This window comes from Candidatus Schekmanbacteria bacterium RIFCSPLOWO2_02_FULL_38_14 (assembly GCA_001790855.1).
GTDB lineage: Bacteria > Schekmanbacteria > GWA2-38-11 > GWA2-38-11 > GWA2-38-11 > 2-02-FULL-38-14-A.
In genome coordinates this window covers 121,661-147,184 of record MGDH01000022.1, presented here as the reverse complement: position 1 = coordinate 147,184, position 25,524 = coordinate 121,661, and the positions used below count along the sequence as shown (strand labels likewise).

Here is a 25,524-nt window from a genome sequence, read left to right as displayed (position 1 = left end):
ACAAAATGCTATTAAAGGAACTTATAGAAATTCTTTCTGAAAAAAGTATTTATGGGAATGAATATGTTGATATTTCAGGTGTTGAATATGACTCAAGAAAGGTTAAAGAGGGTTCAGTTTTTGTTGCTGTCAAAGGGATGGTTGATGACGGGCATCTTTTTATAGGCGATGCAGTAAAGAGCGGGGCAAAGGCAGTTGTTGTAAATAGAGGCTTTTCTGACATCAATACAGTAATACAGAATGGGTCAGTCACTGCAGTAGCAGTTCCGGATTCAAGAAAAGCTCTCGCGCTTGTTGCAAATAAATTCTATGGATTTCCAAGCAAAAGCCTTGGGCTCATAGGCATAACAGGGACAAACGGCAAGACAACCACTTCATATCTCATTGAATCAATTCTCAGTCAAGACGGAAAAAGGACAGGACTGATTGGAACTATAAGTTATCATATTGGAGACAGGATTGTGGCATCTTCAAAAACAACTCCGGAATCCCTTGACCTTCAGAGAATTTTAAAAGAGATGTTAGAATCCAAAAGTGAATTTGCGGTTATGGAAGTATCTTCACATTCTTTGGAACTTGATAGAGTTCTTGGATGCAATTTTACTGCAGCAGTTTATACAAATCTTTCACAGGAACATCTGGATTTTCACGGGAATATGAAAAATTATCTTGAATCAAAGAAAAGGCTTTTCAAAATGCTGGATGCAGTTCCGGATGATAAGCTGCAACCCTTTGCAGTAATCAATGCTGATGACCTGATGGCTTGCGAAATTAAAGACGCGGTTTCTGTCAGAGCAATAACATACGGGCTTAAGCCGGGGGTGGATGTAAGAGCCGTTGATTTAAAAGGTGATTTTAACGGAATCAGAAGCAGAATTTTATTCCCTGATGATGAGATAGAAGTCTTTTCTCCTTTAATAGGTGAGTTCAACATATATAATATTTTAGCCTCTGCAGCAACTGCCTATTATCTTGGCGTCAGGAAGGATGAAATTAAAAAAGGGATAGAATCGTTAAAATCTGTTCCGGGAAGATTTCAGCGCGTTGAATGGAAAGGCGGCTTTGATGTCATAGTTGATTATGCCCATACTCCTGATGCTTTGCTCAGATGCTTAATAGAGGCAAAGAAGATTTCAGGGGGATATGTCATAACTGTTTTTGGATGTGGCGGGAACAGAGACAAAAGCAAAAGGCCTGTAATGGGAAAAATTGCTTCTGAGCTGAGTGATATAGTTTTTATCACCTCAGACAATCCAAGGCGTGAAGACCCTCTTAAGATAATTGATGATATCAAAGCCGGGATAAATGGAGAAAAAAACAACGGTAAAGTCAGAATAGTTCCTGACAGAAAAAAGGCAATTTTTAAGGCTCTGGAAGCAGCGAAACCAAATGACCTCGTTATTATTGCAGGGAAGGGGCATGAAAACTATCAGATTCTTGGTGAAAAGATAATCCATTTTGATGACAGAGAAGTGATTATGGAAAAACTTGAAGAGATAAAGGTGCAATGAAGAGGTTCCATCTCTCTGACATACTTGAAGGGACAAGGGGATTGCTCAGGTCAGGGAAAAAGGCTGAATCTTTCAGAGGCATTTCAATAGATTCAAGGGCAATAAAAAGCGGCGAGCTTTTTATTGCGATAAAGGGTGAGAAGTTTGACGGACACTCGTTTATTTCTGATTCTCTGAAGCGCGGAGCTAAAGGAGTTATTTATTCTGAAAAATTTTTTTTAGATAAACTGATTAAGTCATTTTCCAAAACTGTTTTTATTGAGGTAAATGATACCCTGAAAGCACTTCAGAATATTGCAGTATTTTACAGGAAAAAGACTTCAATGCCTCTTATTGGAATTACCGGAAGCAACGGAAAAACCACTGTTAAAGAGATGACTGATAAAATATTGAGCCGTAAATTCAAAACCATTAAAAACCCGGGCAATTTTAATAATCATATAGGGTTGCCTCTCAGTCTTCTGCATCTTGATAAAAGACATCAGATTGGTGTTTTTGAACTAGGGATGAGCAGAGCAGGAGAGATTAAGGGACTCTGCAAAATAGCAATGCCTACGGTTGGGGTTATTACAAATGTTGGACTTGCACACGCAGAGAATTTCAGAAGCATCAAGGATATTGCAAAAGAAAAAGCTGAGCTTATTTATTCACTCCCTGTCAGCGGAGTGGCTATCATTAATGGAGATGACCCAAACTTAGTAAAGGCAGTTAGCCGTTTCAGGGGAAGGAAAATATTTTTTGGTAAGGCTTATGAGAATGATGTCAGGGCAGATAGGATTGATGAAAGAGGATTGGAAATCAAATTCACTCTATGCATTGGCAAGAAGAAACAGAGAATCTGTCTCCCTGTTATTGGTGAGCATAATGTATATAATGCGCTTGCTGCCTCTGCATGCTCATACCATTTTGGTGTTACCCAAGGGGAGATAAAGAGGGGTCTTGAGTCCTACAAAGGGGTGCATCTGAGGCTTGAGGTTATTAAAACTCCTGAAGGGATAAATATTCTGAATGATTCTTACAATGCAAATCCTTTATCTATGGCAAAAGCCCTTGATAGCTTTTCCAAGATATCTGCTGCGGGGAAAAAAATTCTCCTTCTTGGAGATATGCTTGAACTTGGAAAGATTGCTCTGAAATGCCACAGAGATATAGGTGTTATTGTGGCAAAAGGCAACTATGACTTTCTTTTTACAGTTGGAGAGCTTGCAAAAACTATAGCCCTTTCGTCTGTAAGAGAGGGGATGGAAAAGAGAAAAGTAAAAAGTTTTAAAAATTCTAAGGAAGTTATTGCACCATTGAAGGACTTGTTATCCCGGGGAGACTGGATTCTTGTAAAAGGCTCAAGAGGAATGAAGCTTGATGAGATAGTAAATGAAATCAGCAGGTGAAAAAAAGTTTAACGGATTGGAAGTTAAAGGCAAAAAACTCCTCATACTTGGTCTTGCAAGAACAGGAGTTGCAGCAGCAAGACTTGCCAATAGCCTTGGCGCAGATGTTATGGTTTCTGACATAAAATCTCAGGAAGAATTAAATGAGCATATTAAAATGCTTGAAGGCGCTGATGTTAGATTTTTCCTTGGTTCCCATCCTGAATCGCTTCTTAAGGGAATCGATTTAATAGTGGTTTCTCCAGGCATACAAGGCACAATACCTATACTTTTAAAGGCAAGAAATATGGGGATAAAAATAGTGAGCGAGATAGAGTTTGCCTATAATTTTTTACAAGTACCTGTAATTGCAATAACAGGTACAAACGGTAAAACCACAACAACAAAGCTCATAAATGAACTTTTAATTGCTGCTGGTTACAGGTCCTTGGGACTTGGAAACATCGGGACACCTCTTTCAGAATTTGCTCTGAACTCTCAGGAATATGATTATCTGGTGGTTGAAGTTTCAAGCTTTCAGCTTGAAGAGGTTGTCAATTTCAAGCCTTTTATCAGCCTTATTTTAAACATTACTCCTGACCACATGGACAGATACAAAGGCATTGAAGAATACTCCCGAACAAAATACAGAATTTTTGAGAAACAGAAAAAAAAGGACTTTTTGGTATTAAACTATGATGACCTGATGCTGAGAAAACTTTCACCCCAAACAGGAGCTTCAGTGCTCTATTTCAGTACAAAAGAAGTAATTAACAACGGATGTTTTGTAAAAGGCGGCGAAATATTTTTTGGCTTTCAAAATAGTGTAAAAGCTGTCTGTTCTTTGTGTGATGTAAAACTTGAAGGGCTTCATAATCTTGAGAATGCCCTTGCTGCAATAACTGCCTGCAGTCTTTGTCATGTTGAACCGGAGACAATTAAAAAGGTTTTAAGTGAATTCAAACCTCCTTCTCACAGGATAGAATTTGTCAGGGAGCTAAACGGGGTCAGGTTTATTAATGACTCAAAGGGGACAAATGTTGGGGCTGTGGTTAAATCCCTTATGAGCTATTCCTCTCCAATTATATTGATTGCAGGAGGCAGGGATAAGAAAGGCGACTTTGATATGCTCAGGGATTTGGTAAAATCAAAAGTAAAAAAACTTGTTTTGATTGGTGAAGCCAAGGAGAAGATTAAAAAGTCTTTAAACGGATTTACTCACTCAATTAATGCAAGCGATATGAATGACGCTGTAAAAAAATCATTTGAAGCAGCATCTTCAGGAGACATAATACTTCTTTCCCCGGGCTGTGCAAGCTTTGATATGTTCAACTCGTATGAGGAAAGGGGAGTTGCCTTCAGGAGGGCTGTAATGGGGCTTAAGTAATATGCCAAGAAAATATGCATATGACCATCTGCTTCTTTTCATTACTCTTGTTCTGACAGGAATAGGAGCAATAATGGTTTACAGTGCGAGCGCAATTATTGCTCTTGAGGGGAAGAATGATTCCTACTACTTCCTAAAGAAACAACTGGTTTTCCTGTTCATGGGGTTTGTATTGATGGCAATTGTCATGCACTTTGATTACACCCGTCTCAGGAATCTTGCAGTTCCCTTCCTTTTTCTTTCATTCATAATGCTCATTGCAGTTTTAATACCTGGATTAGGCCTTGAAAAAAACGGGGCAAGAAGATGGCTGAACATATTCGGGTTTGTTTTTCAGCCTTCAGAGCTTGCCAAATTCAGCCTTGTTCTCTATACAGCCTATTCCATTTCAAAAAGGAAAGAAAAAATTCACGACTTTTTCAATGGCACGCTACCGCTTCTGATAATGCTTGGAATCTTTTGCATGTTAATCATGCTCCAGCCGGACCTTGGCACAGTGATTGTAATGGCATCAACGACCTTTTTGCTCCTTTTTGCAGGAGGTGCAAAGCTCCGCCATTTAATCTATCTTGTTCTTGCTTCACTGCCATTTTTATATTTTTCAATTTTAAATGTTTCTTACAGGAGGAGAAGGATTCTTGCTTTTCTTGACCCATGGAGTGACCAGCTTGATACAGGATACCAGATAGTCCAATCTTTTCTGGCATTCGGCAGTGGCGGGATATGGGGAACCGGAATAGGGGAAGGGAAGGGAAAACTCTTCTACCTCCCGTGGCCACATACAGATTTTATTTTTTCAATTATTGGAGAAGAACTTGGTTTTATAGGAGTTTCAGCAGTAATCTTTTTGTTTTTTACATTAATATGGAGGGGAATCAGGATATCGATGAATTCCAGAGACCTTTTTGGAACTTTTCTTTCCCTTGGAATCACGCTGTTACTAGGGCTGCAGAGTGCAATAAATATTGGTGTTACACTGGGGCTTTTTCCAACAAAAGGGCTGCCTCTGCCATTTATAAGCTATGGAGGTTCTTCAGTTGTGTTGTCTCTGTTTTCAGTTGGAGTTCTCCTGAGTATCTCGGACCATGCGTGAAAATCAGAGAGTTAGACTGAGGTGACTAAGTTGATGTATTAATTTTTGTAGCCGCAGGCTTTAGCCTGCGAATTTGTAGAAACAGACCTTCAGGTCTGTTGTTAACAGGTTTAAAAACCTGTTTCTACAAAAAGAATTTGATAGGTGGAAAATTCTTGTGAGAGCAATTATAGCCGGTGGAGGAACTGGAGGACATATCTATCCCGGCATTGCAATCGCTAATGAGATAAAAAAGCGAAAACCTGATTCTGAAATACTTTTTGTTGGCACAGCTTCAGGGCTTGAGGCAAGAATAATTCCGGCTCATGGGATGAATTTAAAGCTGATTGAGGCATCAGGAATAAAAGAAAAGTCTTTAAATGACATGGTTAAAGGCATTTTGAAAATACCAATGGGATTTTTTCAGGCTATGAAGATTATTTTTAGCTTCAGACCTGACATAGTAATTGGAGTTGGCGGTTATGCCTCGGGACCAACAGTTTTCTGCGCTGCTATGCTGCGTCTGCCAACAATAATACTTGAGCAGAATTTTTATCCGGGTCTGACCAACAGGATACTTTCAAAGGTTGTGAAAAGGGTTGGGGTTAATTTTGAATCATCAACGCAGTTTTTCAAGAAAGAGAAGGTTGTTGTCGCTGGTAACCCTGTGCGCAGAGATATCAACAGGGGCTCAAGAGAAGAGGCTTTAAAGCAGTGGGGGATGAAGGAGAACTGTTTTACCCTTCTTGTTTTTGGCGGAAGTCAGGGAGCAAGAAGAATCAATCAATGCGTTGTTCAGGCACTGCCAATACTTGAGAAATATTCTGATATGCTTCAGATAGTGCATCAGACAGGGAAGAACGATTTCGGGTTTGTAAAGGAGGAGTACAACAAAAACATGATAAGGAATTATGTTACTCCTTATATAGAAGAAATGAAAAATGCCTATGCAATTGCAGACCTTGTTGTATGCCGCGCAGGCGCAATAACACTGAGTGAGCTGTCAGAATGCGGCAAGGCGTCAATACTGATTCCTTTCCCATACGCGGCAAATAATCATCAGGAATTAAATGCCAGGGCGTTTGCTGATGAGAATGCGGCTCTGATGGTTCTTGACAAAGAACTCAATGGAGAAATTTTATCTGAGAAAATCATAAGTTTGATAACGAGGGGAAATAAAATTAATGAACTCAGCAGAAACAGCAGTAAATTTTCAAAGGGTGACGCTGCTGCGACATTAGTGGATGCGTGTGAGGAGTTAATAAGGGGATAATTTGAAATTTACGGCTTAGGATTTGATGAAATAAAATGTACAAAAAAGACTTGAAAATCCATTTTATTGGAATTGGAGGAATAGGTATGAGCGGTATCGCAGAGGTGTTGTTAAACCTCGGCTACCAGGTGAGCGGTTCAGACCTTAAGCCTTCAAAGGTTACAAGAAGGCTTTCAAGGCTTGGAGCAAAAATCTGTAAAGGTCACAGGGCAGAAAATGCTGAAGGCGCTGATGTTGTTGTCTACTCATCAGCTGTTACACAGGAAAATGCTGAGGTAAAATCAGCCATTACAAAAAAGATTACCCTTATTCCCCGTGCTGAAATGCTTGCAGAGCTTATGAGAATGAAATACGGGATTGCAGTTGCAGGCGCTCACGGGAAAACCACTACAACCTCACTCATATCCCAGATTTTAGCCCATGCAGGATTTGACCCGACAGTTGTTATTGGCGGAAGACTTAACAGCCTTGGAACAAACGCGAAGCTTGGACAGGGAGAGTTTCTGGTTGCAGAGGCTGATGAGAGTGATGGCTCATTTTTGAGCCTTACACCATCAATAGCAGTGATAACAAACATAGACAGGGAGCATCTGAACTACTACGGGAGTCTTGAAAAAATCAAAGAAACCTTTTCAGACTTCATCAATAAGGTACCATTTTACGGGGTTTCGGTAATATGCATGGATGATGAAAATATTCAGAGCATAATTCCTGCAATAGAGAAGAGACTTATAACCTATGGATTGAAAGGGCAGGCTGATTATACAGCAGCTTCCATAAATTTTTCAGGATTTAAATCTGAGTTTGATGTCATAGAACATAATAATGTGATTGGGAGGATTAAATTGAAAATTTCAGGAATCCACAACATCTGCAATTCCCTTGCAGCAATCGCAGTTGGAATTGAACTTGGGATAAAGTTTGATGACATCAAAAAAGCCCTTGAGGGGTTCTCGGGAATTGAGAGGAGATTTCAGGTAAAGGGTAAGAGGGATGGAGTGACTGTTGTTGATGACTACGGGCATCATCCAACAGAAATCAAGGCTACCTTGAAAGCAGCAAGAGAAAACTGGACAGGAAGGATTGTTGCCCTTTTTCAGCCTCACCGCTATTCAAGAACTCAGGACCTTCTGGAGGAGTTTTTCAAGTCCTTCTATGACGCTGATTTGCTCATACTCGCGGATATATACGCTGCAGGAGAAAAGCCAATTGATGGTATTGACAGCGATAAGTTGCGTGAGGGAATTATGGCCCATGGGCATAAAAATGTAAGCCATATAAAGGAAAGGAAGGATATTCTGAAACATCTTTTCAAGGTAACAGAGAAAGGAGACCTTCTGATTACTCTTGGTGCAGGTGATGTTTATAAAATAGGCGAGGCTTTTTTAAAAGGCAGGCAATCATAGCTATATAGGATTAAAAAATTAAAAAAATTTGGAAGGTTATGGAAGTTCAAAAAATAAAGGAACTTAAAAATATTTTCAAAGACAGAATCAGGTTTGAAGTTTCAATGGATAAATATACATCTTACAGAATAGGCGGAAAATGCCGGGCGATGGTTTTTCCGGAAAGAATTCAGGAAATAAGCGGTGTGGTATCTTTCTGCTTAAAAAACAGGATGCCTTATTTTACAATCGGAAAAGGAACTAACTTGCTTGTAAGCGACTGGGGATTTGATGGAGTAGTAATAAACCTTTCGAAAACTTTTAACAGGTTTGAAGTAGTGGAGAGCGTTGCGAAAAATTTCAGAATGGTTTTTTCACAGGGCGGTGTAAATCTCCTTCTTATGATAATGGGGCTTGGGAAAGAGGGGATTGGAAGCCTGGAATTTGCCTGCGGAATCCCCGGTACTGTTGGTGGAAGCATAAAGGGAAATGCAGGTTCTTTTGGCATGTGCATATCTGAAAGGCTTGAGAGGCTTCAGGTTATAGATTCTGAGGGAGAGATAAGGGAAATCTCAAAAAAAGAAATCTCCTTTGAATACAGAAGCTGTAACATTCCTGATGACTATATCATAACAGGGGCGTGGTTTAAATTGCAAAAAAGGGATAAGAAAATTTTTGATAAACTGGCAGCAAAGTACAAGTTGATGAGAAAAAAAACACAGCCATGCAGTTCATTTACTGCAGGTTCTGTATTTAAAAATCCTCCGGGTTACAATGCAGGGAAACTGATAGATATGGCAGGGCTTAAGGGAAAACGGTGCGGAGATGCTCACGTTTCAGCAAAGCATGCAAACTTCATTGTAAACACAGGCAAAGCAAAGGCAAAGGATGTTTATAAGTTGATATGCGAGATTAAAGAAAAGGTATGGGAAAAATTCAGGATTAACCTTGAACTTGAAATTGTTCTGCTGGGTGAGGGATTTATTTGAAACTATTTGGACCCATTGAACCCTGTGAAAGCGATTATGTTGAACAATATTACAATAGAGCTTGCTAAAGAAATTAAAAAGGAAGCGTTTCCTTTTCTCGGGAAGGCTTCATCATCTGAAATAACCGGCAAGGGAGCAGTTGTGGGGCTTGAAGATACTTTTATGACAAGCTCTGATGAATGGAATATTCAGTCGCTTGTTGCAGCAAACTCAAAGGAACTGCACACTCAGATAATTAAGTTTATAGATAATAAGTTTGAGAAAATGAAAAGAGATTCGAGAGGAAATTTGGGAAAAGAGAATGGGAGCTAAAAAGAAAACGGTATCGCTAAAAGAGAGACGGATTGGCGTAATCATGGGAGGAACTTCTCCCGAGAGGGAGATTTCTTTGAAAACAGGAACGGCTGTATTCAGAGCGCTTAAAGCTTCAGGATACAAGGCATCAAGAATAGATGCTGACAAAGATATAATTGAAAAACTTTTAAAAACAAAAATTGATGTTGCTTTCATTGCCCTGCATGGCGGTTGGGGTGAGAATGGAGGAATTCAGGGGGTTTTGGAGATAATGGGAATCCTTTATACGGGTTCAGGGGTATGTGCGAGTGCTGTTGCTATGGATAAAATACTTTCAAAGGAAATATTTTTCTATCACGGGCTTCCAACACCTGAATTCTGGATTTATTCAGGCAAGAGAAGCGGAATTGAAAAATTCATAAAGACTCAATCAGTAAAACTCCCGGTTGTTGTAAAGCCTGCAACAGGAGGGTCAACCATCGGAATCAGTATTGTTTCGTCAAAAAAAGATTTGAAAAAAGCTGTTTCCCGGGCGCTGTCTTTTGACAGCACAATTTTGATAGAAAAATATATAGAAGGGAGAGACCTTACGGTTGGAATTCTGAAAAACCGCCCTCTTCCAATTGTTGAGATGGTTCCAAAAAGCGGTTTTTATGATTACAGGTCAAAATACAAAATGGGTAAAACAAAATATATATGCCCGGCTGAAATTCCATCCAGAGCAGCAGAGAAGGTTCAGGATATTGCCATGAAGGCATACCTTGCGCTTGGATGTAAGGGTGCGCCGAGGATTGATTTCCGTCTGACTCCTGATAACAGACCATTTATTCTTGAAGCAAATACTATTCCGGGAATGACAGAAACAAGCCTTCTTCCAATGGCAGCTTCAAAGGCAGGTATCGGCTTTAACAGACTTGTTGAGATAATGCTGGAGGAATCTGTAAGTTGAAAGATTATAAAAGAACACGGATAAGAAATAAAAGGCAGAAGAAAGGCAGGGCAGAGAGAAGGAATATAAATTTCTTTTCTATCAAGAACAAGACTTTTATTTATAGCATAATAGTCTTGGTGTTTGTTTCTGCTTCAGCGTTCTATGTCTGGAAATATGCGCCATGGGGTTTGTTCAGAATAGAATTTCTAAAAGCAAAAAATATCAAGGTGAGCGGCAACAGGAGTCTCTCTGAAGATGAAATCAAAAAAATTTCAGGAATAGAAGGAAAAAATTTTCTTGCTGTAAATTTAGAAGAAGCTGCATCAATGCTTGTTGGAAATCCGTGGATAAGAGGGGTTGATATGAGAAGAAGGTTTCCAAATAAAATTTCCATAGCAGTTAACGAGCGTTCGCCATTTGCTCTGATAAAGCTTGATAACCTGAATCTCATAGATGAGGAAGGAGTAATTCTTAGCAGAACCATCGGGACAGAGAAAAAAGAACTCCCTGTGATTTCAGGATTTAATGAGAATATATCCATGAAGGAAGGAGATAAGATTTCATCTCTTAATCTTAAAACCGGAATAGAGACTCTTAAGGAAATTCAGGGCAAAGGACTGATTCCTGTGTCGGATATTTCAACAATTGATGTAAAAGACCCGTCAAACCCTGTCTTGACTGTAAAAAATTATCCGGGGCAGATTTATCTCGGAGTTGGGAACCTGGATGAGAAAATAAAAAAGCTCAAAGCCTTCAGCTCAAATAAGAAAGAGGCATTTCCGCTGGTATCTTATATTGACCTTCGTTTTAAAAACAGGGTTATAGTTATGCCTATTAAGCGGGCGGATAAAAATAAAGGAGACATTTTATGAAAACTTTTAATAAAAATTTAAAACTAAATTCAGTTAAAGGTGGTGATTAGCGTGGGCAAAAAAGATGATATCGTAGTTGGGCTTGATATCGGTACAACCAAAATATGTGCGCTTGTGGCTGAAATCTCAAAATCAGGAGAGATAGAGATTGTCGGGATAGGAACATATCCTTCCTTCGGACTACGAAAGGGAGTGGTTGTAAATATTGAGAGTACGGTTAATTCCATAAAAAAAGCAGTTGAAGAAGCAGAACTCATGGCAGGAGTTGAGTTTGATTCTGTTTATGCAGGGATAGCAGGTGGCCATATAAGGGGTTTTAACAGCCATGGTGTTGTTGCAGTGAAGGACAAGGAAGTTACTACCAAGGATATTCAGCGTGCAGTGGATGCTGCAACTGCCGTGGCAATGCCGCTTGACAGGGAAGTAATACATGTTTTGCCGCAGGAATTCATTGTAGATGACCAGGATGGAATAAGAGACCCGCTTGGAATGTCAGGAGTGAGGCTTGAGGTTAAGGTCCACATTGTTACAGGGGCTGTTACTTCAGCCCAGAATATAATCAAAAGCTGTAACCGCGCAGGGCTTAATGTAAGGGACATTGTCCTGCAGCAGTTGGCTTCAAGCGAGGCAGTGCTTACAGCTGATGAAAAGGAGCTTGGCGTGGCTCTTGTGGACATTGGAGGAGGCACAACGGACCTTGCAATTTATTATCAGGGAAGCATTAAGCACACGTCTGTCATAGCACTGGGAGGGAACCACGTGACAAATGACATAGCTGTAGGTCTGCGGACTCCAACAAAAGATGCTGAGATGATAAAAAGGAGATTTGGCTCTGCCTCTGCTTTGCTTGTCAAGGCAAATGAAACCGTTGAAGTGCCAAGTGTTGGCGGCAGGGATTCACGAGTCCTTTCAAGAAAGATTCTAAGTGAAATAATCCAGCCAAGGGTTGAGGAGATTTTAACTTTAATCCGCCAGGAAATAAAGCGTTCAGGCATAGAGGATTTGATTGCTTCAGGAATCGTGGTTACTGGAGGTGCTTCAATAATGGAAGGGATACAGAACATAGGAGAGCAGGTGTTTGAGCTTCCTGTGCGCATTGGAACCCCAAGCGGAGTCGGAGGGCTTGTTGATATAGTTAATAGTCCTATTTATTCCACAGCTGTAGGACTTGTGCTTTACGGGAGTAGAAACAGAGGAAGAAAAGGGCTTGGCGGGGGTTCAGATGACAGGATGTTTAATAAAATCATCAAGAGAATGAAAGAATGGGTTCAGGAATTCTTCTAAAGCTTCAATTTTTTTTAAATGGAGGTGAAGGCATGTTAGAATTTGAAGAAGATTTAAGGTGTACTGCTAAAATAAAGGTTTTTGGTGTTGGTGGCGGTGGCGGGAATGCAATTAACACAATGGTAAAGGCATCTCTTTCAGGTGTTGAGTTCATTGCAGCAAACACGGATGTGCAGGCTCTGAAAGCGTCTCTTGCATCCCAAAAAATCCAGTTTGGGGAAAAAACAACAAAGGGGTTGGGTGCTGGTTCGGACCCCTCTGTTGGGAAAAAATCTGCACTTGAGGATACTGACAAGATTTTAGAAGCCTGCAAAGGGGCTGATATGATATTTATTACTGCAGGTATGGGAGGCGGAACCGGAACAGGGGCTGCGCCTGTAATTGCGCGGATAGCAAAGGACTGCAATGCGCTAACAGTCGGAGTTGTGACAAAGCCCTTTCTTTTTGAGGGTAAACCGAGAACACGGATTGCAGAAGAAGGCATTGAAGAACTTAGAAAAGTTGTTGACAGCCTGATTATTGTGCCAAACCAGAGGCTTTTAAATATTGCCGGAAGAACACTTCCTTTCCTCGAATCATTCCAGCTTGCTGATGATGTACTGAAACAGGCAGTTCAGGGCATATCAGATATAATAGTAAAGCCCGGACGTATAAATGTTGATTTTGCTGATGTAAGAAAAGTAATGGAGAGCATGGGGAGATGCATAATGGGAACAGGTGTTGCTTCAGGAGAAGGAAGGGCAGGTGAAGCTGCACAAAAAGCGATTTCAAGCCCGCTTCTGGAGGACGGTTCAATTGAAGGCGCAAAGGGAGTCCTGATAAATATAACCGGTGGAGCAAATGTTACACTTCACGAGATAACTGAAGCAGCATCAATTATCAATGAATGTGTTCATGAGGAAGCCCTCATAATACTCGGCGCTGTTATTGATGAAAGGCTTGAAGATGAGATGATGGTTACAGTGATTGCAACAGGCTTCGGAAAAGAGGAATCACAGAAAATTATTCCCATTAAAAGAGATGAAGGGAAGGGAGCTATCTACCAGTTCCATCCTGAAAATATAGAAATACCAACTTATATGAGGAGAAAAAATGTAGTAATAAAGGCGGTTTCCGGAAAAATCATGGATGAGCCTGTTATATATGATGAGAATGACTTGGAAGTTCCTGCATTTTTGAGAAGGAAGGTTGATTAAAAAATTATCCGCCAATCTGTGACATAGTTCTTTCTAAAAGAAAGGATTCACCTTCTTTTAAATTGTGATCTTTAGGTTTTCTCAAAACAGCTTCCTTAAGAAGATTGTTTATATCATCTGTGTTGTAGTTGCTTCTCAGAATTGCTTTAAGGTCAACCTCATCATCAGAGAATAAGCACGCCCTAAGCCTTCCATCCGATGTAAGGCGGAGCTTGTTGCAGCTGCTGCAGAAATGATTTGAAATAGGGCTTATTACCCCTATTCTTCCTTTTGAATTGGCGAGCTGAAAATATTTTGCAGGGCTGTGATTTTCTGTTTCAAGAGGTGTTAATTCTCCTAATCTGCGGCTGATTCTTTCCAGTATTTCAGAGCTTGCCATGAATTTTTCCCTGCTCCAGTAGTTTGTTGCGCCAACCGGCATATATTCTATGAAACGGATATCATATTGATATTTTCTTGTGAGTTGCGCAAAATCACAGAGCTCATTGTCATTTAAGCCGCGCACTACAACGAGATTGATTTTCACTGGTAAAAGCCCTATCCTTTCTGCTTCAAATATTCCGCTCCAGACCCTTTCAATCTCTCCGTTTTCTGTTATTTCTCTGTATTTTTCAGGGCTAAGGGTATCAAGGCTTACATTTACTCTCTGAAGCCCGGCGGACTTTAATAAGGAGGCATAATCTTTAAGCAGGATTCCGTTTGTGGTCATACTCAGGTCTTTTATTTCAGGAAGCTTTGAAATCCGTGAAATGAAATCAATAAGCCCTTTTCTAATCAGCGGCTCTCCTCCGGTTATTCGCACCTTGGTAACACCGCTTTTTGTTGCTACTGAGATTATCTTTTCAAGCTCTTCAAAGGAGAGGATTTCTGAGCGCGCCTTAATATCAACCCCGTCTCTGCTCATACAATATATACAGCGCAGGTTGCAGCGGTCAGTAACCGAAACCCTGAGATAATTGATTACTCTGTTTTGTGTGTCAATCAGCATGGTTAAAAAATCAAAAATCAAATATCAAAATTTTAATCCAAATTCTAAATTCTAAAATCCCTCGAACCCTTGCCCCTCGAATCCTTGAATCTTTTTTTTGAATATATAATTAAACCCAATATGTCAATCCTAAAAAGAAAAGTCAGGAGTAAATAAAAGAAATTCAGGCTACCAGATGATAGAATGACAATTAGCTTTAAGTGACAAACGACATATCTGTTCAACCAGCAAAAAATGCTATTATTTATCAAACAGTTCTCAATTTTAAAAAAAAAAGACTTGCAAATTTTTTATAGATTCTTATAATTAGCACTCGCTCAGAGAGAGTGCTAATAGCTAATAGAAAAGGGGGTGAGGGTTTTCTAAATTCTGTTGCAATATCTACAGCAGATTTAAAATTTTTTAGTTTAATTATCCACAAGATAACTTGTTGATTTTTATTAAAAAGGAGGTTTAAGGTATGAAAATCAGACCATTACACGACCGTATATTAGTTCAGAGGCTTGAGGAAGAGGAAAAAAGCAAGGGAGGAATTATTATTCCTGATACAGCAAAGGAGAAACCACAGGAAGGAAAGATTATTGCTGTGGGCAAAGGAAAGATGCTTGAGGATGGAAAAATCGCCCCTCTTGATGTAAAGGTGGGTGACAAGGTTCTTTTCAGCAAGTATGCAGGTTCAGAGGTCAAGATTAAAGGCGAAGAGTATTCGATTATGAGAGAAGACGATATCCTCGGTGTTATTGAATAAAAACAGAATTGTGTCTTTCCTGACTAAAGAAACAGTAAAGACAGAAAAATTTTAAAAGGAGGGTTTTCCTTATGGGAGCTAAACAGATTCTATTTAGTGATGAAGCCAGAAGTAAAATTTTAAAGGGTGTGAATATTCTGGCTCAGGCAGTTGCAGTAACACTTGGACCAAAGGGAAGAAATGTAGTTCTTGATAAAAGCTTTGGTTCACCAACAATTACAAAGGATGGCGTAACAGTTGCAAAGGAAATCGAGCTTGAGGATAAGTTTGAAAATATGGGTGCTCAGATGGTAAGAGAGGTTGCAAGCAAGACCAGCGATGTTGCAGGAGATGGCACCACAACAGCTACAGTTCTTGCTCAGGCTATTTTCAGAGAAGGTTCAAAAAATGTTACAGCAGGTTCTAATCCGATGGAACTCAAGAGAGGGATTGAAAAGGCTGTTGAGACAGTGATTGATGAGCTTAAGAAAATGAGCAAGCCAACAAAAGACAAGAAAGAAATAGCCCAGGTTGGAACAATCTCTGCAAATAATGATTCCACAATCGGAAACCTGATTGCCGAGGCAATGGAGAAGGTTGGAAAGGATGGAGTCATTACAGTTGAAGAAGCAAAGAGCATGGAAACAACCCTTGAAGTAGTGGAGGGAATGCAGTTTGACCGCGGTTACTTGTCTCCATACTTTGTTACAGATGCAGAAAGAATGGAGTGTATTTTAGAAAATCCTTACATCCTTATCTGCGAAAAGAAAATAAGCAACATGAAAGACCTTCTTCCAATACTTGAAAAAATTGCAAAAACAGGAAAAAATTTCCTGATTATTGCAGAAGAGGTTGAGGGTGAGGCTCTTGCAACTCTTGTTGTTAATAAACTGAGAGGAACGCTCCATTGCTGTTCTGTAAAGGCTCCGGGTTTTGGTGACAGGAGAAAGGCAATGTTAGAGGACATTGCAATACTGACAAAAGGACAGGTTATTGCTGAAGACCTTGGACTGAAGCTTGAAAATGTAAAGCTTGAGGATCTGGGAGAGTGCAAAAAGGTTATTATTGACAAGGATAATACAACAATAATTGAAGGCGCAGGCGATTCAAAATCAATTGAAGGCAGGGTAAAGCAAATAAGAGCACAGGTTGAAGAAACAACATCTGATTACGACAAGGAAAAACTTCAGGAAAGACTTGCGAAACTTGTTGGAGGAGTTGCAATAATCAATGTTGGAGCAGCCACTGAGACAGAATTAAAAGAGAAAAAGGCAAGGGTTGAAGATGCGCTTCACGCAACAAGGGCTGCAGTAGAAGAAGGAATCGTTCCTGGCGGCGGAGTTGCCCTTTTAAGATGCATACCAGCACTTGAAAAAATAAAGCTTGATGGTGACAAACAGATAGGTATTGAAATCGTAAAGCGCGCCATGGAAGAACCAATAAGAATGATTGCAAACAATGCAGGCGCTGAAGGTTCTGTCGTTGTTCAGAGAGTAAAGACTGAAAAGGGATCCTTTGGATTCAACGCAGAGACAGAGGAATATGAGGACCTGATGAAAGCAGGAATTATTGACCCGACAAAGGTTACAAGGTCAGCCCTGCAGAATGCCGCAAGCATTGCTGCGCTTCTCATAACAACCGAAGCGCTCATCACAGAGAAACCTGAAGAGAAGAAAGAAATGGGTGGAATGCCTCAAATGCCTCCAGGCGGAGGAATGTACTAAGATAGAGAGAAGCAAGAGATTTGCTGTGCTATATCAAAAAGCCCTTTCCGGTTTCAGGGAAGGGCTTTTTTGTTTAAAAGCTTCATAAGGTCAGGGATTGAATCTCTATGAAGGTGATGTTGTCGTATTCTGGACATTGTCTGCTTTCCTTTTCAGCTATCATTATGTTTTCTCTTCCCCGCCCTCTACTCTAATTTATCATAGGGAAGGTGTCTCAACTATATTGACACAGAAGCCACCACACTTCACACAATAGCCTTTTTTCACAGGATTTATAATAATCTTGCCATAGCAATTGATATCACAGGATTAAATGGGGAAATATATTATGTTAAATTTTTCTGGAAATTAATTCACATCTGTGATTATGGATATTAAAAGCTTTTTGAAAAAACACCAGCATTGTTGTCGCAAGATATTCCTCATGATACATTGCGAATGGCTTTAACCCTGAAGCAATCTACTTAAGAAACTGACTGCTGATGACTGGTAGCTGACAGCTAAATTGAGATTGCTTCGCTATCGCTCGCAATGACACTATGGAACATACTGAAGAGAGTAGAATTGTTTCTACATTTTTTTAATTTACTATGACTGATAAAAAACCAGATTCAGAAGACTTAGAACTTTTCAAAAAGTGTGCTCAGGGTGACAAGAAAGCATGGAAACTTTTTGTAAATAAATATTCATGTCTTATCTACAGCTCTATCCACAAAATATTCAAAATAAAGAATTTTCGTTATACCAAAGACGACGTTGATGATCTTTTCAGCGATATATTCCTGAAACTTTTTGAGAATAACTGCAAAAAGCTCCACCAGTTTGAAGGAAAGAATGGCTGTAGCCCTGCAACATGGATAAGAACAATTGCCACAAGAATTGTCCTTGATTTTTTAAGAACACATAAAGAATCTGATTCTATTGATAATCAGAATGAAAACGAGAATTCCCCTGCAAAAGTTTTAAGGGATGAAAGAGAGCTTCCTGATGAAAAAATTAAAAGAGAGGAAATGGAAAAGCTAAAAGAAAAAATTATCAATGAGCTTTCTCCTGAAGACCAACTCTTTTTAACGCTCTATTATGAAAGGGAAATGGAAACGGAAGAAATTGCAGATACTATGAACCTGTCACTTAATGCAATTTACAGCAAGAAATCAAGGCTTTTGGATAAATTTGAAAAAATTTTAAAAAAATTTGATAACTCTTGAAAGAAAATTAGAACCAGTTCGTCTATATGGATTGGAGGAATTTATGGAAAATAGAAACAAAAACATAGAAGACAAATTTGAAATGACTTTTAAAAAGGTTATGAAAACAAAAACCTCTTTTTCTGTGAAAAACTGTCTCTCAGAAGAGCTTATCTCCTGCTATCTTGATAACCTCTTTGATGAAAAGGAAAAAGAAGCTGTTGAAAAACACCTCTCACAGTGTGAAAAGTGTCTTGATGAGGTTATCCTTGCCAAGAAGGCAGCCAAAGATGAACTCTTCCTTAAGCCTTCAAAGGCTCTTATTGATAAGGTATTAAAGCTATCTGAAAGCAAAAAGAGTACCTTTGATGTCGTAATAGAAATAGCAAAAGGTATAATTAAGATAGTGGAAACTTCTCTTGATACCACACTCCTTATACCAAGATTAGCGCCTGTATTTGTAAGGGGTAAAGACGAAAAGGAATCCTATCAGAGTTTTTCTTTTGTAAAAAAAATTGGGGAAATAGACCTTGAAATTGAAGTAGAAAAGGTAGAAGCTCTTGTAAATTTAAAAGTAAGAACCCTGAGCAAAAGGAAAAAGAGTGTAAAAAACCTTGTGGTCAGCCTGAAAGATGAGAACAGAGAGCTTGCATCAGATACTATGGAAGATGATTTTCTCTGTTTTGAAAACATAGAACCAAAAAACTACTATATAAAGATTTCAGAAAAGGGCGAGACTGTTGGCGAATTCTCATTAAGCCTGATTAGTTAGTCTTTTTTTACCTGTTTAAACCGCTCAACTCATTTCAACCGGCTCCTAACTATCAAAATGCAGATTCTGGATTGTAAAATGTAGCTGCAAAGCGAAGCTTTGCTTTCAACTAAACTATGGATTACGGAATACGGTATACGGACTACTAGCGACAATCATACAAAAATTCAAAAACTAAAAATCAAAAATTTCCCTGCAAGGTTTCCTCCCCTCCCTCGTCTATTAAAAGCAAGAAGAGATGATAAAGTTAAACAATTTAAAGCATTGACAAAAAAACCAATAACCTATATCTAAAAACACAATACTTAATTAAAAACTTCTTACCACCAAATAATTTATTAAGTTTGCATTCGTAACCTTTAGGTTGCGTTGTTTTAATAGATTTTCTGATATTTGATTTTTCTGAGTTCTCAAAAATTTCTTGCAAGGTTTTAAGATTTCATTCGTCTATTAGGAAGGAAGATTGAAAAACAGTAGAACAGGCGCCTGCCTGCGGTAGGTAGGTCTCGCCTGTCCACAGACAAAATGTAGGGGCAAACCTTGAAGTAGTATGTGTTTATCAAGGAGGAACTGAAATTTTAAAATCAATAAGAATTTTCTTGTTTCTATTTTTTGTTTTCTCTGTTCCGTCATATTCCAATTCCCAGATGGCTGAGGTTCCGTCAACCCTTAATCCTGTTGGCTCAGGTGTATCAATAGGTCCTGTTATCATAGACTTTGACTCGTATCGTTTTGGAAACGATGCTGAAGGTTTAGTCTCTAGTGTGCCAAATTCAACCATTGATGTAAAACAGCATCTGCTACTTGTTTCATCAATAATACATTTTTAATTTCAAACAGGATTACAGAGATTAAAGAGAGATTACACAGATTTGGCAACCACAGGTTTTAGCATGCAAGGATTTTTATAGAGCGTCGTCTATTAAAGTATGAGGAAGCTATGAAAAAATTTTTATACTATTATTGTGTATAAGTTTCCTCGCATGTCATTGCGAGCAAAGCGAAGCAATCTCTTAAAAGTTTACAGCTGAAATGAGATTGCCGCGTCACTACCTGTCTGCCGGTAGGCAAGTCGTTCCTTGCAATGACCAATAAAGAGATATTGCAGAAACCTCACAATATGGGAGAAAAAGCATGGAAGAAAATGAAAAAAAAGAGGAAAAACAGAAGGATATAAAAACTCTCCTGAAACTACGAAGCGAGCTTGATGCTGAGCTTGAAAAAAAATATTCAAGAGAAATCGTAGTAATGTTTACTGATATCTGCGAATCAACCGCATTTTTTGAAACAAGGGGAGACTTTGATGGTCGCCTTATGGTTCATGAACATAACGACCTCCTCTTCCCTGTCATAGAGGAAAACAGCGGAAAAATCATCAAAACAATCGGAGATGCCATAATGGCTTCCTTTGAGAATCCTGAAGATGCAGTTAAAGCGGCAATAAAAATGCAGCAGAAACTTTTTGGCTTTAACCAAAACAAAGATTCCAACAAACAGATTCATATAAGGACTGGAATTAATCAGGGAAAGGGAATCGTTGAAGAAAATGACATCTTCGGCGATGTGGTAAACACTGCGGCGCGCATTGAACCCCTTGCAGAACCTGACCAGATAGTAATCTCAAAATCAGTATATACCAACATAAAAAATTCTGAAGAAATCATATGCCGCCATTTAAAAAGTTCAAAACTAAAGGGAAAAGCAGAGGAAATAGAGATTTACAGGGTTATATGGACTGATGAAGATATACTGACAAGCAAGACAAGGACTATTTCTGAAAAAAAAGTCTCAGGGAAAAAAGCTGAAGAGGAAAAGGTCTTTGTGCTTGAGATTTCAAAGGAAGAAGGAAAATTAAAGATAAGCTCCTATGAAAGGGCGTCATCAAGCGTTGTAACAGTAAGGCACTATGAGGAAATTTCTGTTTCTGAAAATGACATCAGCCGTTATTGCGGTGAAGTAACAAGACTCCTCAATAATGCAAACAAGCAGGGGAAACTCTCAAAAGAAATACTACTGAAACTGCGTGAAACAGGGCAGGTCCTTTATGACCAGATCCTTCCTCTGGAAACCAAGAAAAAATTAACCTCTACAAAGGCAACCTCCATGATTCTCAATATTGATGATGAACTTGTCCAGATTCCTTGGGAACTCATTTATGACGGCAATGAATTTTTCTGCCTTAAATTTAATATAGGAAGGGTTGTTTCCACAAGATTTGACATAACAGAAACAAGGATAAGAAAGGTTGAAAAACCGCTTAAAATTTTAATTCTCGCAGACCCGAAAGGGGATTTAAACGCATCCTACGAAGAAGGTCTTAGGGTAAGAAATCTCCTTGAGAAAGAGGATTTAATCAATACCACATTCCAAAGCAGCAATATCAGGGCTAACTATGTAAAGGAAAAAATAAGGAATTTTGATATTATCCATTATGCAGGACATGCTGACTATAATGAGAAAAATCCTTCTGACAGCGGATGGCTTCTGAGCGACGGCAAACTCAGCGCGCAGGATCTGATGAGTATGAGGGGTTCAAGCCCCTTTCCCGCCCTTGTATTTTCCAATGCATGCCATTCAGGAAGAACAGAAGAATGGAAGATTGATGAGAAATATGAGCAGAGGATTTATGGAATTGCCAATGCCTTCCTAATCTCAGGAGTCCAGCACTACATTGGAACATTCTGGGAGGTAATGGATGAGTCAAGCTCGAAATTTGCAATCAGCCTATATCAGGAGCTTTTAAAGGGCACAAGCATCGGCGAGGCTGTAAGGCTGTCAAGACAGAATCTGATTAAAATCTATGGAGAGGAAACAATAGTCTGGGCAAGCTATATGCTCTACGGGGACCCTCAGTTCAGATACCTCGAAGTTTCTGGAGAAGAGGAAACAGAAGAAGAGCACGAAAAAGAGCTTGAACCTAAAATTAAAAAAGTAATCGAGGCTGGGAAATTCCGTGGCGACACAGAAAGGATTTCAAGAATTATACTGCCATCAACAGTGCTTCTCCTCTTCCTTGCAGCCATAATCCTTGCAATAAATTATTCAGGAGTAATAACCGGAGGAAAATCGAAAACCCAGATTATCTATACTGCTCTGCCAAAAGACTCTTCATCTCAATATCTTGATTTTGCGAACAAGGCATTCCTGCTTGAAAAGGATGGAAAAACACCGGAGGCAATAGCTCTTTACAAAAAGGCTCTTGAGCTCAACCCAAAGGATGAGATGAGCAGAATCCTTTTAGCCGGTGCAGAAAAGAAAATTAAGTTTGCTGAGGATAAGGAGCAGCAGGACAAAATTGATTCTCTTGTAAAGGATTTAGTCTCCCAATACCAGAAAAAAGGAGGAGTTGCGGGAGAAAAAAACCAGTGGAGTTCAAAGCCGCTGACAGCAACATTCATAGGCTTTGAAAATAAGGGTGAAAAATCAAAAAGAGAGGGGGAAAACGAGTTTCTGGCTTTGGCAATAACAAATAGCCTGCAGGAAAGCGGAAGAATAAAGATTATTGAAAGGGAAGCCCTTGATAAACTCTTAAAAGAGTTAAAGCTTTCTCAAACTGACCTTGCTGATAATGAGACAGCATTGAGGGTCGGGAAAATCCTGTCAGCAAAACTCATCTCAACAGGAGGCATTATGCGTTTTGGTGATGATATTCAGGTGAGCCTGCGGATGATTGAAACAGAAACCTCCGGCATAAAGTTTGCCTTTGCTGAAAGCTTCAGTAAGAATAAATCTCTTGGCGAAATTGCAAAAGAAATTTCAAAAAAGATAAATGAGAAAATCTCAAAAGAATTCCCTCTTAGGGGTGAGATTACAGAATCCGGCAAAAACGGAGAAATAACCATTGATATTGGTTCTTCTCAGGGAGCAAGGCAGGGATTGCAGATGAAGGCAATCAGCAGAGCAGGAGAGGAATCGGGAAAAATAGAAATCATCCATGTTTCTGAAAAGGACTCTGTTGCAAAAATCTTAAGCGGGCAGGATAAGATAAAAAAGGGGACGAGGATTACAGAGTAGATGAAAAGCGAAGCCTTGCTTTTTAAAACTTAAAATACCCCGTAGCAGAGCAGGCTGTCCGACAATTCCATGTCTGTCATTGCGAGCGACCAAAGGGAGCGTGGCAATCTCCTTAATAACAATAATATTTCTGAGATTGCTTCGTCGCTTCGCTCCTCGCAATGACATTTTAGGACAGCCTGAAAACTTCAAGGATATTTTTTTGATTTAATAAAAAGATGAATAAATTAACCCGAAATTTTCTGCCCATAACCATTGCTTTTATCATCTCTTTGCTGACAAGCAGCTCCTACGCGGATTCTCCTGTAATGAGTATTCCATCAATAACCCCTCAGGCAATTTTGGCAAACAGGGCATCAGAAATCACAATTTCTGCAGAGATATTAGTCCCGGAGAACAATTTAGAAGATGTAGTGGTTAAAATAAAAAAAGGCTCAGGTTGGGTAAAAACCGGACCCCTTCAGGACAATGGGAAAAATGGAGATATCGCTTCAGGGGACGGGATATATTCAGGAAGGTTTAAAATCTCACCGCAAAAGCCGGGAAAAATCTCTTTCAAAGTAATTGCAACTGACACCAATAAGAACTCTGTTGAGGGAAATATAAGCCTTGAAGCAAAGAAGAAGGGAGCCGCATTTAAACCAGCAAAGATAATCCCGATATCAGGCAACAATCAGACAGGCAATCTCGGTAAGATTTTAAAGGAACCCTTCATAATAGCAGTTGAGAACGAACTCGGAAAACCCGCTCCTAAGGTTCCAATTAATATCTCAGTTGATAAGGGTGAGGGGGAGATAATCACAGGTTCAGAAGCAGAGGAAAAGAAAAATGAAAACAGGGCATTCAAATCTAAAAACAGCACAAGAATTTATACTGACTCAAAAGGCAGGGCAAAATTCAGGGTTAAGCTTGGAAATTCTGATAAGGATTTAAAGATAAATGTCACCTCGCCATCAATCCCCGGAGAATCTGTAACATTTTTTGCCATTGTTGGTTCAGTTGATACGCCGGACCTGCCAACAGACCTAGATATTTCCGGAAATTATGCATTTATTGCTGACAGATTTTCAGGTTTGCAGATTGTAGATATCTCTAACCCCATTGAACCAAAAATAGTTAATACCTTTTCACAAGCTCTTGGAAAAAATTTATCAGCTCAATCTTTGTTAGTAGATAACAATATCTGTTATTTAGTTAATTACGACCCAAATAGGCTTTTTGTTATTGATGTAAATAATCCTGCGAGTATTGATTTTCAAAAAGACTCAGATAGCGACGGAATCCCGGATGCTTTGATAAAGTATATTGATTTGCCAGTAGAGGATTTGGATATTCCAATTAAAACTTTAAAGCAGAATCAATATTTTTTTATATTATATCAAAACAGGGTAAACGAAAACGGTAAGATTTTTATAATTGATATAGACAATCTTTCATACATCATTATAGACATTTATCATATCCCTTCTGACTTAAAAATTAAAGATAATTTTCTTTATGTGGCAAGCGGAGAATCAGGTATTATACCTATAGATATCAAGGATCCTTTTTCACCGGGTATCTTGTATTCATTTGGAGAAGCTGTTTCTTCATCAATTTCAATCTCAGGCAATTATCTTTATTATGTAGATTATTATGAAGATAAGCTTCATGTTGTTGATATAAGCACTCCTGAATCTCCGGTTGAAATTCCCAGTATCCGGACAATCGAAGGTAAATATGCTGACATAGCAATATCCGGAAACTTTGTGTATCTGGCAAGCCATGAGGTAGGTATTCAGGTTTTTGATATAAGTAATAAAGAAAATATCAAATCAGTTGGTGTTATTGATACACCAAGCAGTGCCAAAAAAATCAAAATCAACGGGGATTATGGTTTTATTCTGGATACAGCCTTTGGTCTTTATGTGGTTTCAATTCCTACTCCAGATGAAAAAGATTTTGATAACGATGGGGTGATAGATTTTTTTGATGCCTTTCCGCAGAATCCTTCTGAAACCATTGATACAGATAAAGATGTTACAGGGGATAATGCTGATACTGATGATGATAATGACGGATACTCTGACATTGAAGAGATAAGCAAAGGCACTGCCTCGCTGAATCCTAAGGATTTCCCGGTGAACATTCCAGAAGCAGGTACTGAAAAAATATTTGTTGACTCAAAAGCTTCATCCGGCGGGAATGGCTCTGAACAAAGTCCCTATTCATCAATCACAGAGGCACTCCTTGCAGTACAATCAGCCAAATCTTCAGGCATTGAAATAAAGGAAATTGTTGTAAATCCCGGAACCTATTCAACTGACAAGGAATTTTTCCCGCTTACATTGTCATCAGGTATTGTTTTAATGGGTGGTGCTGCTGCAAATACAGTAATTGATGCTAAATATAGCAGTTGGGCAATTAATATCAATTATGAAGAAAATGTAACAGTTGAAGGATTTACCATAAAAAATTCAAATGCAGGAATTGCGGCGAACTATTCAAGTTTTTTAACTATAAAAAATAACGTTATTGAAAAAAATGAATTTGGCGGTATTAGTATAGGAAT

At 39.1% G+C, this 25,524-nt stretch carries 20 protein-coding genes and 1 pseudogene (1 of these 21 running past the window's edge); 19 read left to right on the top strand and 2 right to left on the bottom strand.

Annotation, left to right across the window (positions count from 1 at the left end; all coding sequences use genetic code 11):
• Positions 1–5: 5 nt before the first annotated feature.
• The 12 genes from A3H37_01575 (at position 6) to A3H37_01520 (ending at position 13,561) form a co-directional block, all read left to right on the top strand.
• Positions 6–1,511, top strand: a complete 1,506-nt coding sequence (locus A3H37_01575; GenBank protein OGL49701.1) for a UDP-N-acetylmuramoyl-L-alanyl-D-glutamate--2,6-diaminopimelate ligase — start codon at positions 6–8, stop codon at positions 1,509–1,511.
• Positions 1,508–2,899 (top strand): hypothetical protein, encoded by a 1,392-nt coding sequence (locus A3H37_01570; GenBank protein ID OGL49700.1) that lies wholly within the window; start codon positions 1,508–1,510, stop codon positions 2,897–2,899. Before A3H37_01575 ends, A3H37_01570 begins: the two co-directional genes overlap by 4 nt.
• A gap of 16 nt (positions 2,900–2,915) precedes the next feature.
• Positions 2,916–4,265 carry a UDP-N-acetylmuramoylalanine--D-glutamate ligase gene (locus A3H37_01565; GenBank protein ID OGL49758.1) on the top strand — a complete coding sequence of 450 codons (1,350 nt, stop codon included), beginning with the start codon at positions 2,916–2,918 and terminating at the stop codon, positions 4,263–4,265.
• A gap of 1 nt (position 4,266) precedes the next feature.
• Positions 4,267–5,358, top strand: a complete 1,092-nt coding sequence (locus A3H37_01560; protein OGL49699.1) for a cell division protein FtsW — start codon at positions 4,267–4,269, stop codon at positions 5,356–5,358.
• A 157-nt stretch (positions 5,359–5,515) separates the two neighbouring features.
• Complete coding sequence (locus A3H37_01555) at positions 5,516–6,610, top strand: undecaprenyldiphospho-muramoylpentapeptide beta-N-acetylglucosaminyltransferase (GenBank protein ID OGL49698.1); 1,095 nt, start codon at positions 5,516–5,518, stop codon at positions 6,608–6,610.
• 35 nt (positions 6,611–6,645) lie between these two features.
• Entirely contained in the window at positions 6,646–8,016 is a 1,371-nt protein-coding gene (locus tag A3H37_01550) for a UDP-N-acetylmuramate--L-alanine ligase (GenBank protein OGL49697.1), read from the top strand.
• A gap of 38 nt (positions 8,017–8,054) precedes the next feature.
• Positions 8,055–8,984, top strand: a complete 930-nt coding sequence (locus tag A3H37_01545) for a UDP-N-acetylenolpyruvoylglucosamine reductase (GenBank protein ID OGL49696.1) — start codon at positions 8,055–8,057, stop codon at positions 8,982–8,984.
• A 36-nt stretch (positions 8,985–9,020) separates the two neighbouring features.
• Positions 9,021–9,296, top strand: coding sequence for a hypothetical protein (locus tag A3H37_01540; protein OGL49695.1), 276 nt, complete (start codon positions 9,021–9,023; stop codon positions 9,294–9,296).
• Positions 9,286–10,227, top strand: coding sequence for a hypothetical protein (locus tag A3H37_01535; GenBank protein OGL49694.1), 942 nt, complete (start codon positions 9,286–9,288; stop codon positions 10,225–10,227). Before A3H37_01540 ends, A3H37_01535 begins: the two co-directional genes overlap by 11 nt.
• Positions 10,224–11,081: a hypothetical protein gene (locus tag A3H37_01530; protein ID OGL49693.1), complete on the top strand. Its 858-nt coding sequence runs from the start codon at positions 10,224–10,226 to the stop codon at positions 11,079–11,081. The genes A3H37_01535 and A3H37_01530 overlap by 4 nt, the downstream gene beginning before the upstream one ends.
• Positions 11,082–11,126: 45 nt before the next feature.
• Positions 11,127–12,365 carry a cell division protein FtsA gene (locus tag A3H37_01525; protein ID OGL49757.1) on the top strand — a complete coding sequence of 413 codons (1,239 nt, stop codon included), beginning with the start codon at positions 11,127–11,129 and terminating at the stop codon, positions 12,363–12,365.
• Positions 12,366–12,397: 32 nt separating this feature from the next.
• The gene (locus A3H37_01520; GenBank protein OGL49756.1) at positions 12,398–13,561 is read left to right on the top strand and encodes a cell division protein FtsZ; all 1,164 of its coding nucleotides are present in this window, start codon (positions 12,398–12,400) and stop codon (positions 13,559–13,561) included.
• Positions 13,562–13,565: 4 nt separating this feature from the next.
• Here A3H37_01520 and A3H37_01515 read toward each other — a convergent pair whose 3' ends face one another.
• Positions 13,566–14,546: a cyclic pyranopterin phosphate synthase MoaA gene (locus tag A3H37_01515; protein ID OGL49755.1), complete on the bottom strand. Its 981-nt coding sequence runs from the start codon at positions 14,544–14,546 to the stop codon at positions 13,566–13,568.
• A 463-nt stretch (positions 14,547–15,009) separates the two neighbouring features.
• On the opposite strand from A3H37_01515, the gene A3H37_01510 reads away from it, so the two are divergent.
• The 5 genes from A3H37_01510 to A3H37_01490 all read left to right on the top strand — a co-directional run bounded on the left by A3H37_01510 (position 15,010) and on the right by A3H37_01490 (position 19,253).
• The gene (locus A3H37_01510) at positions 15,010–15,297 is read left to right on the top strand and encodes a co-chaperone GroES (protein ID OGL49692.1); all 288 of its coding nucleotides are present in this window, start codon (positions 15,010–15,012) and stop codon (positions 15,295–15,297) included.
• A gap of 71 nt (positions 15,298–15,368) precedes the next feature.
• Complete coding sequence (locus tag A3H37_01505) at positions 15,369–17,000, top strand: chaperonin GroL (GenBank protein ID OGL49691.1); 1,632 nt, start codon at positions 15,369–15,371, stop codon at positions 16,998–17,000.
• Positions 17,001–17,590: 590 nt separating this feature from the next.
• Entirely contained in the window at positions 17,591–18,208 is a 618-nt protein-coding gene (locus tag A3H37_01500) for a hypothetical protein (protein ID OGL49690.1), read from the top strand.
• 43 nt (positions 18,209–18,251) lie between these two features.
• Positions 18,252–18,959: a hypothetical protein gene (locus A3H37_01495; GenBank protein OGL49689.1), complete on the top strand. Its 708-nt coding sequence runs from the start codon at positions 18,252–18,254 to the stop codon at positions 18,957–18,959.
• A gap of 99 nt (positions 18,960–19,058) precedes the next feature.
• Complete coding sequence (locus A3H37_01490) at positions 19,059–19,253, top strand: hypothetical protein (protein OGL49688.1); 195 nt, start codon at positions 19,059–19,061, stop codon at positions 19,251–19,253.
• Between the two features lie 265 nt (positions 19,254–19,518).
• Here the strand turns inward: A3H37_01490 and A3H37_01485 are convergent, their stop codons facing one another.
• A complete protein-coding gene (locus tag A3H37_01485) occupies positions 19,519–19,740 on the bottom strand; it encodes a hypothetical protein (protein ID OGL49687.1) in 222 nt (73 codons plus the stop codon).
• Between the two features lie 353 nt (positions 19,741–20,093).
• Between A3H37_01485 and A3H37_01480 the strand changes: the two genes are divergently transcribed.
• Positions 20,094–22,973 carry a hypothetical protein gene (locus tag A3H37_01480; GenBank protein ID OGL49686.1) on the top strand — a complete coding sequence of 960 codons (2,880 nt, stop codon included), beginning with the start codon at positions 20,094–20,096 and terminating at the stop codon, positions 22,971–22,973.
• Between the two features lie 218 nt (positions 22,974–23,191).
• Positions 23,192–25,524, top strand: a pseudogene (locus tag A3H37_01475) (hypothetical protein); it runs 904 nt beyond the window's last position.

What these genes read in the sequence shown, in the direction of transcription:
- A3H37_01495 (OGL49689.1), top strand. Translation starts at nt 18,252, where the DNA reads ATGGAAAATAGAAACAAAAACATAGAAGACAAATTTGAAATGACTTTT.
- A3H37_01505 (OGL49691.1), top strand. Translation starts at nt 15,369, where the DNA reads ATGGGAGCTAAACAGATTCTATTTAGTGATGAAGCCAGAAGTAAAATT.
- A3H37_01550 (OGL49697.1), top strand. Translation starts at nt 6,646, where the DNA reads ATGTACAAAAAAGACTTGAAAATCCATTTTATTGGAATTGGAGGAATA.
- A3H37_01520 (OGL49756.1), top strand. Translation starts at nt 12,398, where the DNA reads ATGTTAGAATTTGAAGAAGATTTAAGGTGTACTGCTAAAATAAAGGTT.
- A3H37_01570 (OGL49700.1), top strand. Translation starts at nt 1,508, where the DNA reads ATGAAGAGGTTCCATCTCTCTGACATACTTGAAGGGACAAGGGGATTG.
- A3H37_01480 (OGL49686.1), top strand. Translation starts at nt 20,094, where the DNA reads ATGGAAGAAAATGAAAAAAAAGAGGAAAAACAGAAGGATATAAAAACT.
- A3H37_01540 (OGL49695.1), top strand. Translation starts at nt 9,021, where the DNA reads ATGTTGAACAATATTACAATAGAGCTTGCTAAAGAAATTAAAAAGGAA.
- A3H37_01560 (OGL49699.1), top strand. Translation starts at nt 4,267, where the DNA reads ATGCCAAGAAAATATGCATATGACCATCTGCTTCTTTTCATTACTCTT.
- A3H37_01500 (OGL49690.1), top strand. Translation starts at nt 17,591, where the DNA reads ATGACTGATAAAAAACCAGATTCAGAAGACTTAGAACTTTTCAAAAAG.
- A3H37_01485 (OGL49687.1), bottom strand. Translation starts at nt 19,740, where the DNA reads ATGGTTGAATTTGGCACACTAGAGACTAAACCTTCAGCATCGTTTCCA.
- A3H37_01510 (OGL49692.1), top strand. Translation starts at nt 15,010, where the DNA reads ATGAAAATCAGACCATTACACGACCGTATATTAGTTCAGAGGCTTGAG.
- A3H37_01545 (OGL49696.1), top strand. Translation starts at nt 8,055, where the DNA reads ATGGAAGTTCAAAAAATAAAGGAACTTAAAAATATTTTCAAAGACAGA.
- A3H37_01575 (OGL49701.1), top strand. Translation starts at nt 6, where the DNA reads ATGCTATTAAAGGAACTTATAGAAATTCTTTCTGAAAAAAGTATTTAT.
- A3H37_01535 (OGL49694.1), top strand. Translation starts at nt 9,286, where the DNA reads ATGGGAGCTAAAAAGAAAACGGTATCGCTAAAAGAGAGACGGATTGGC.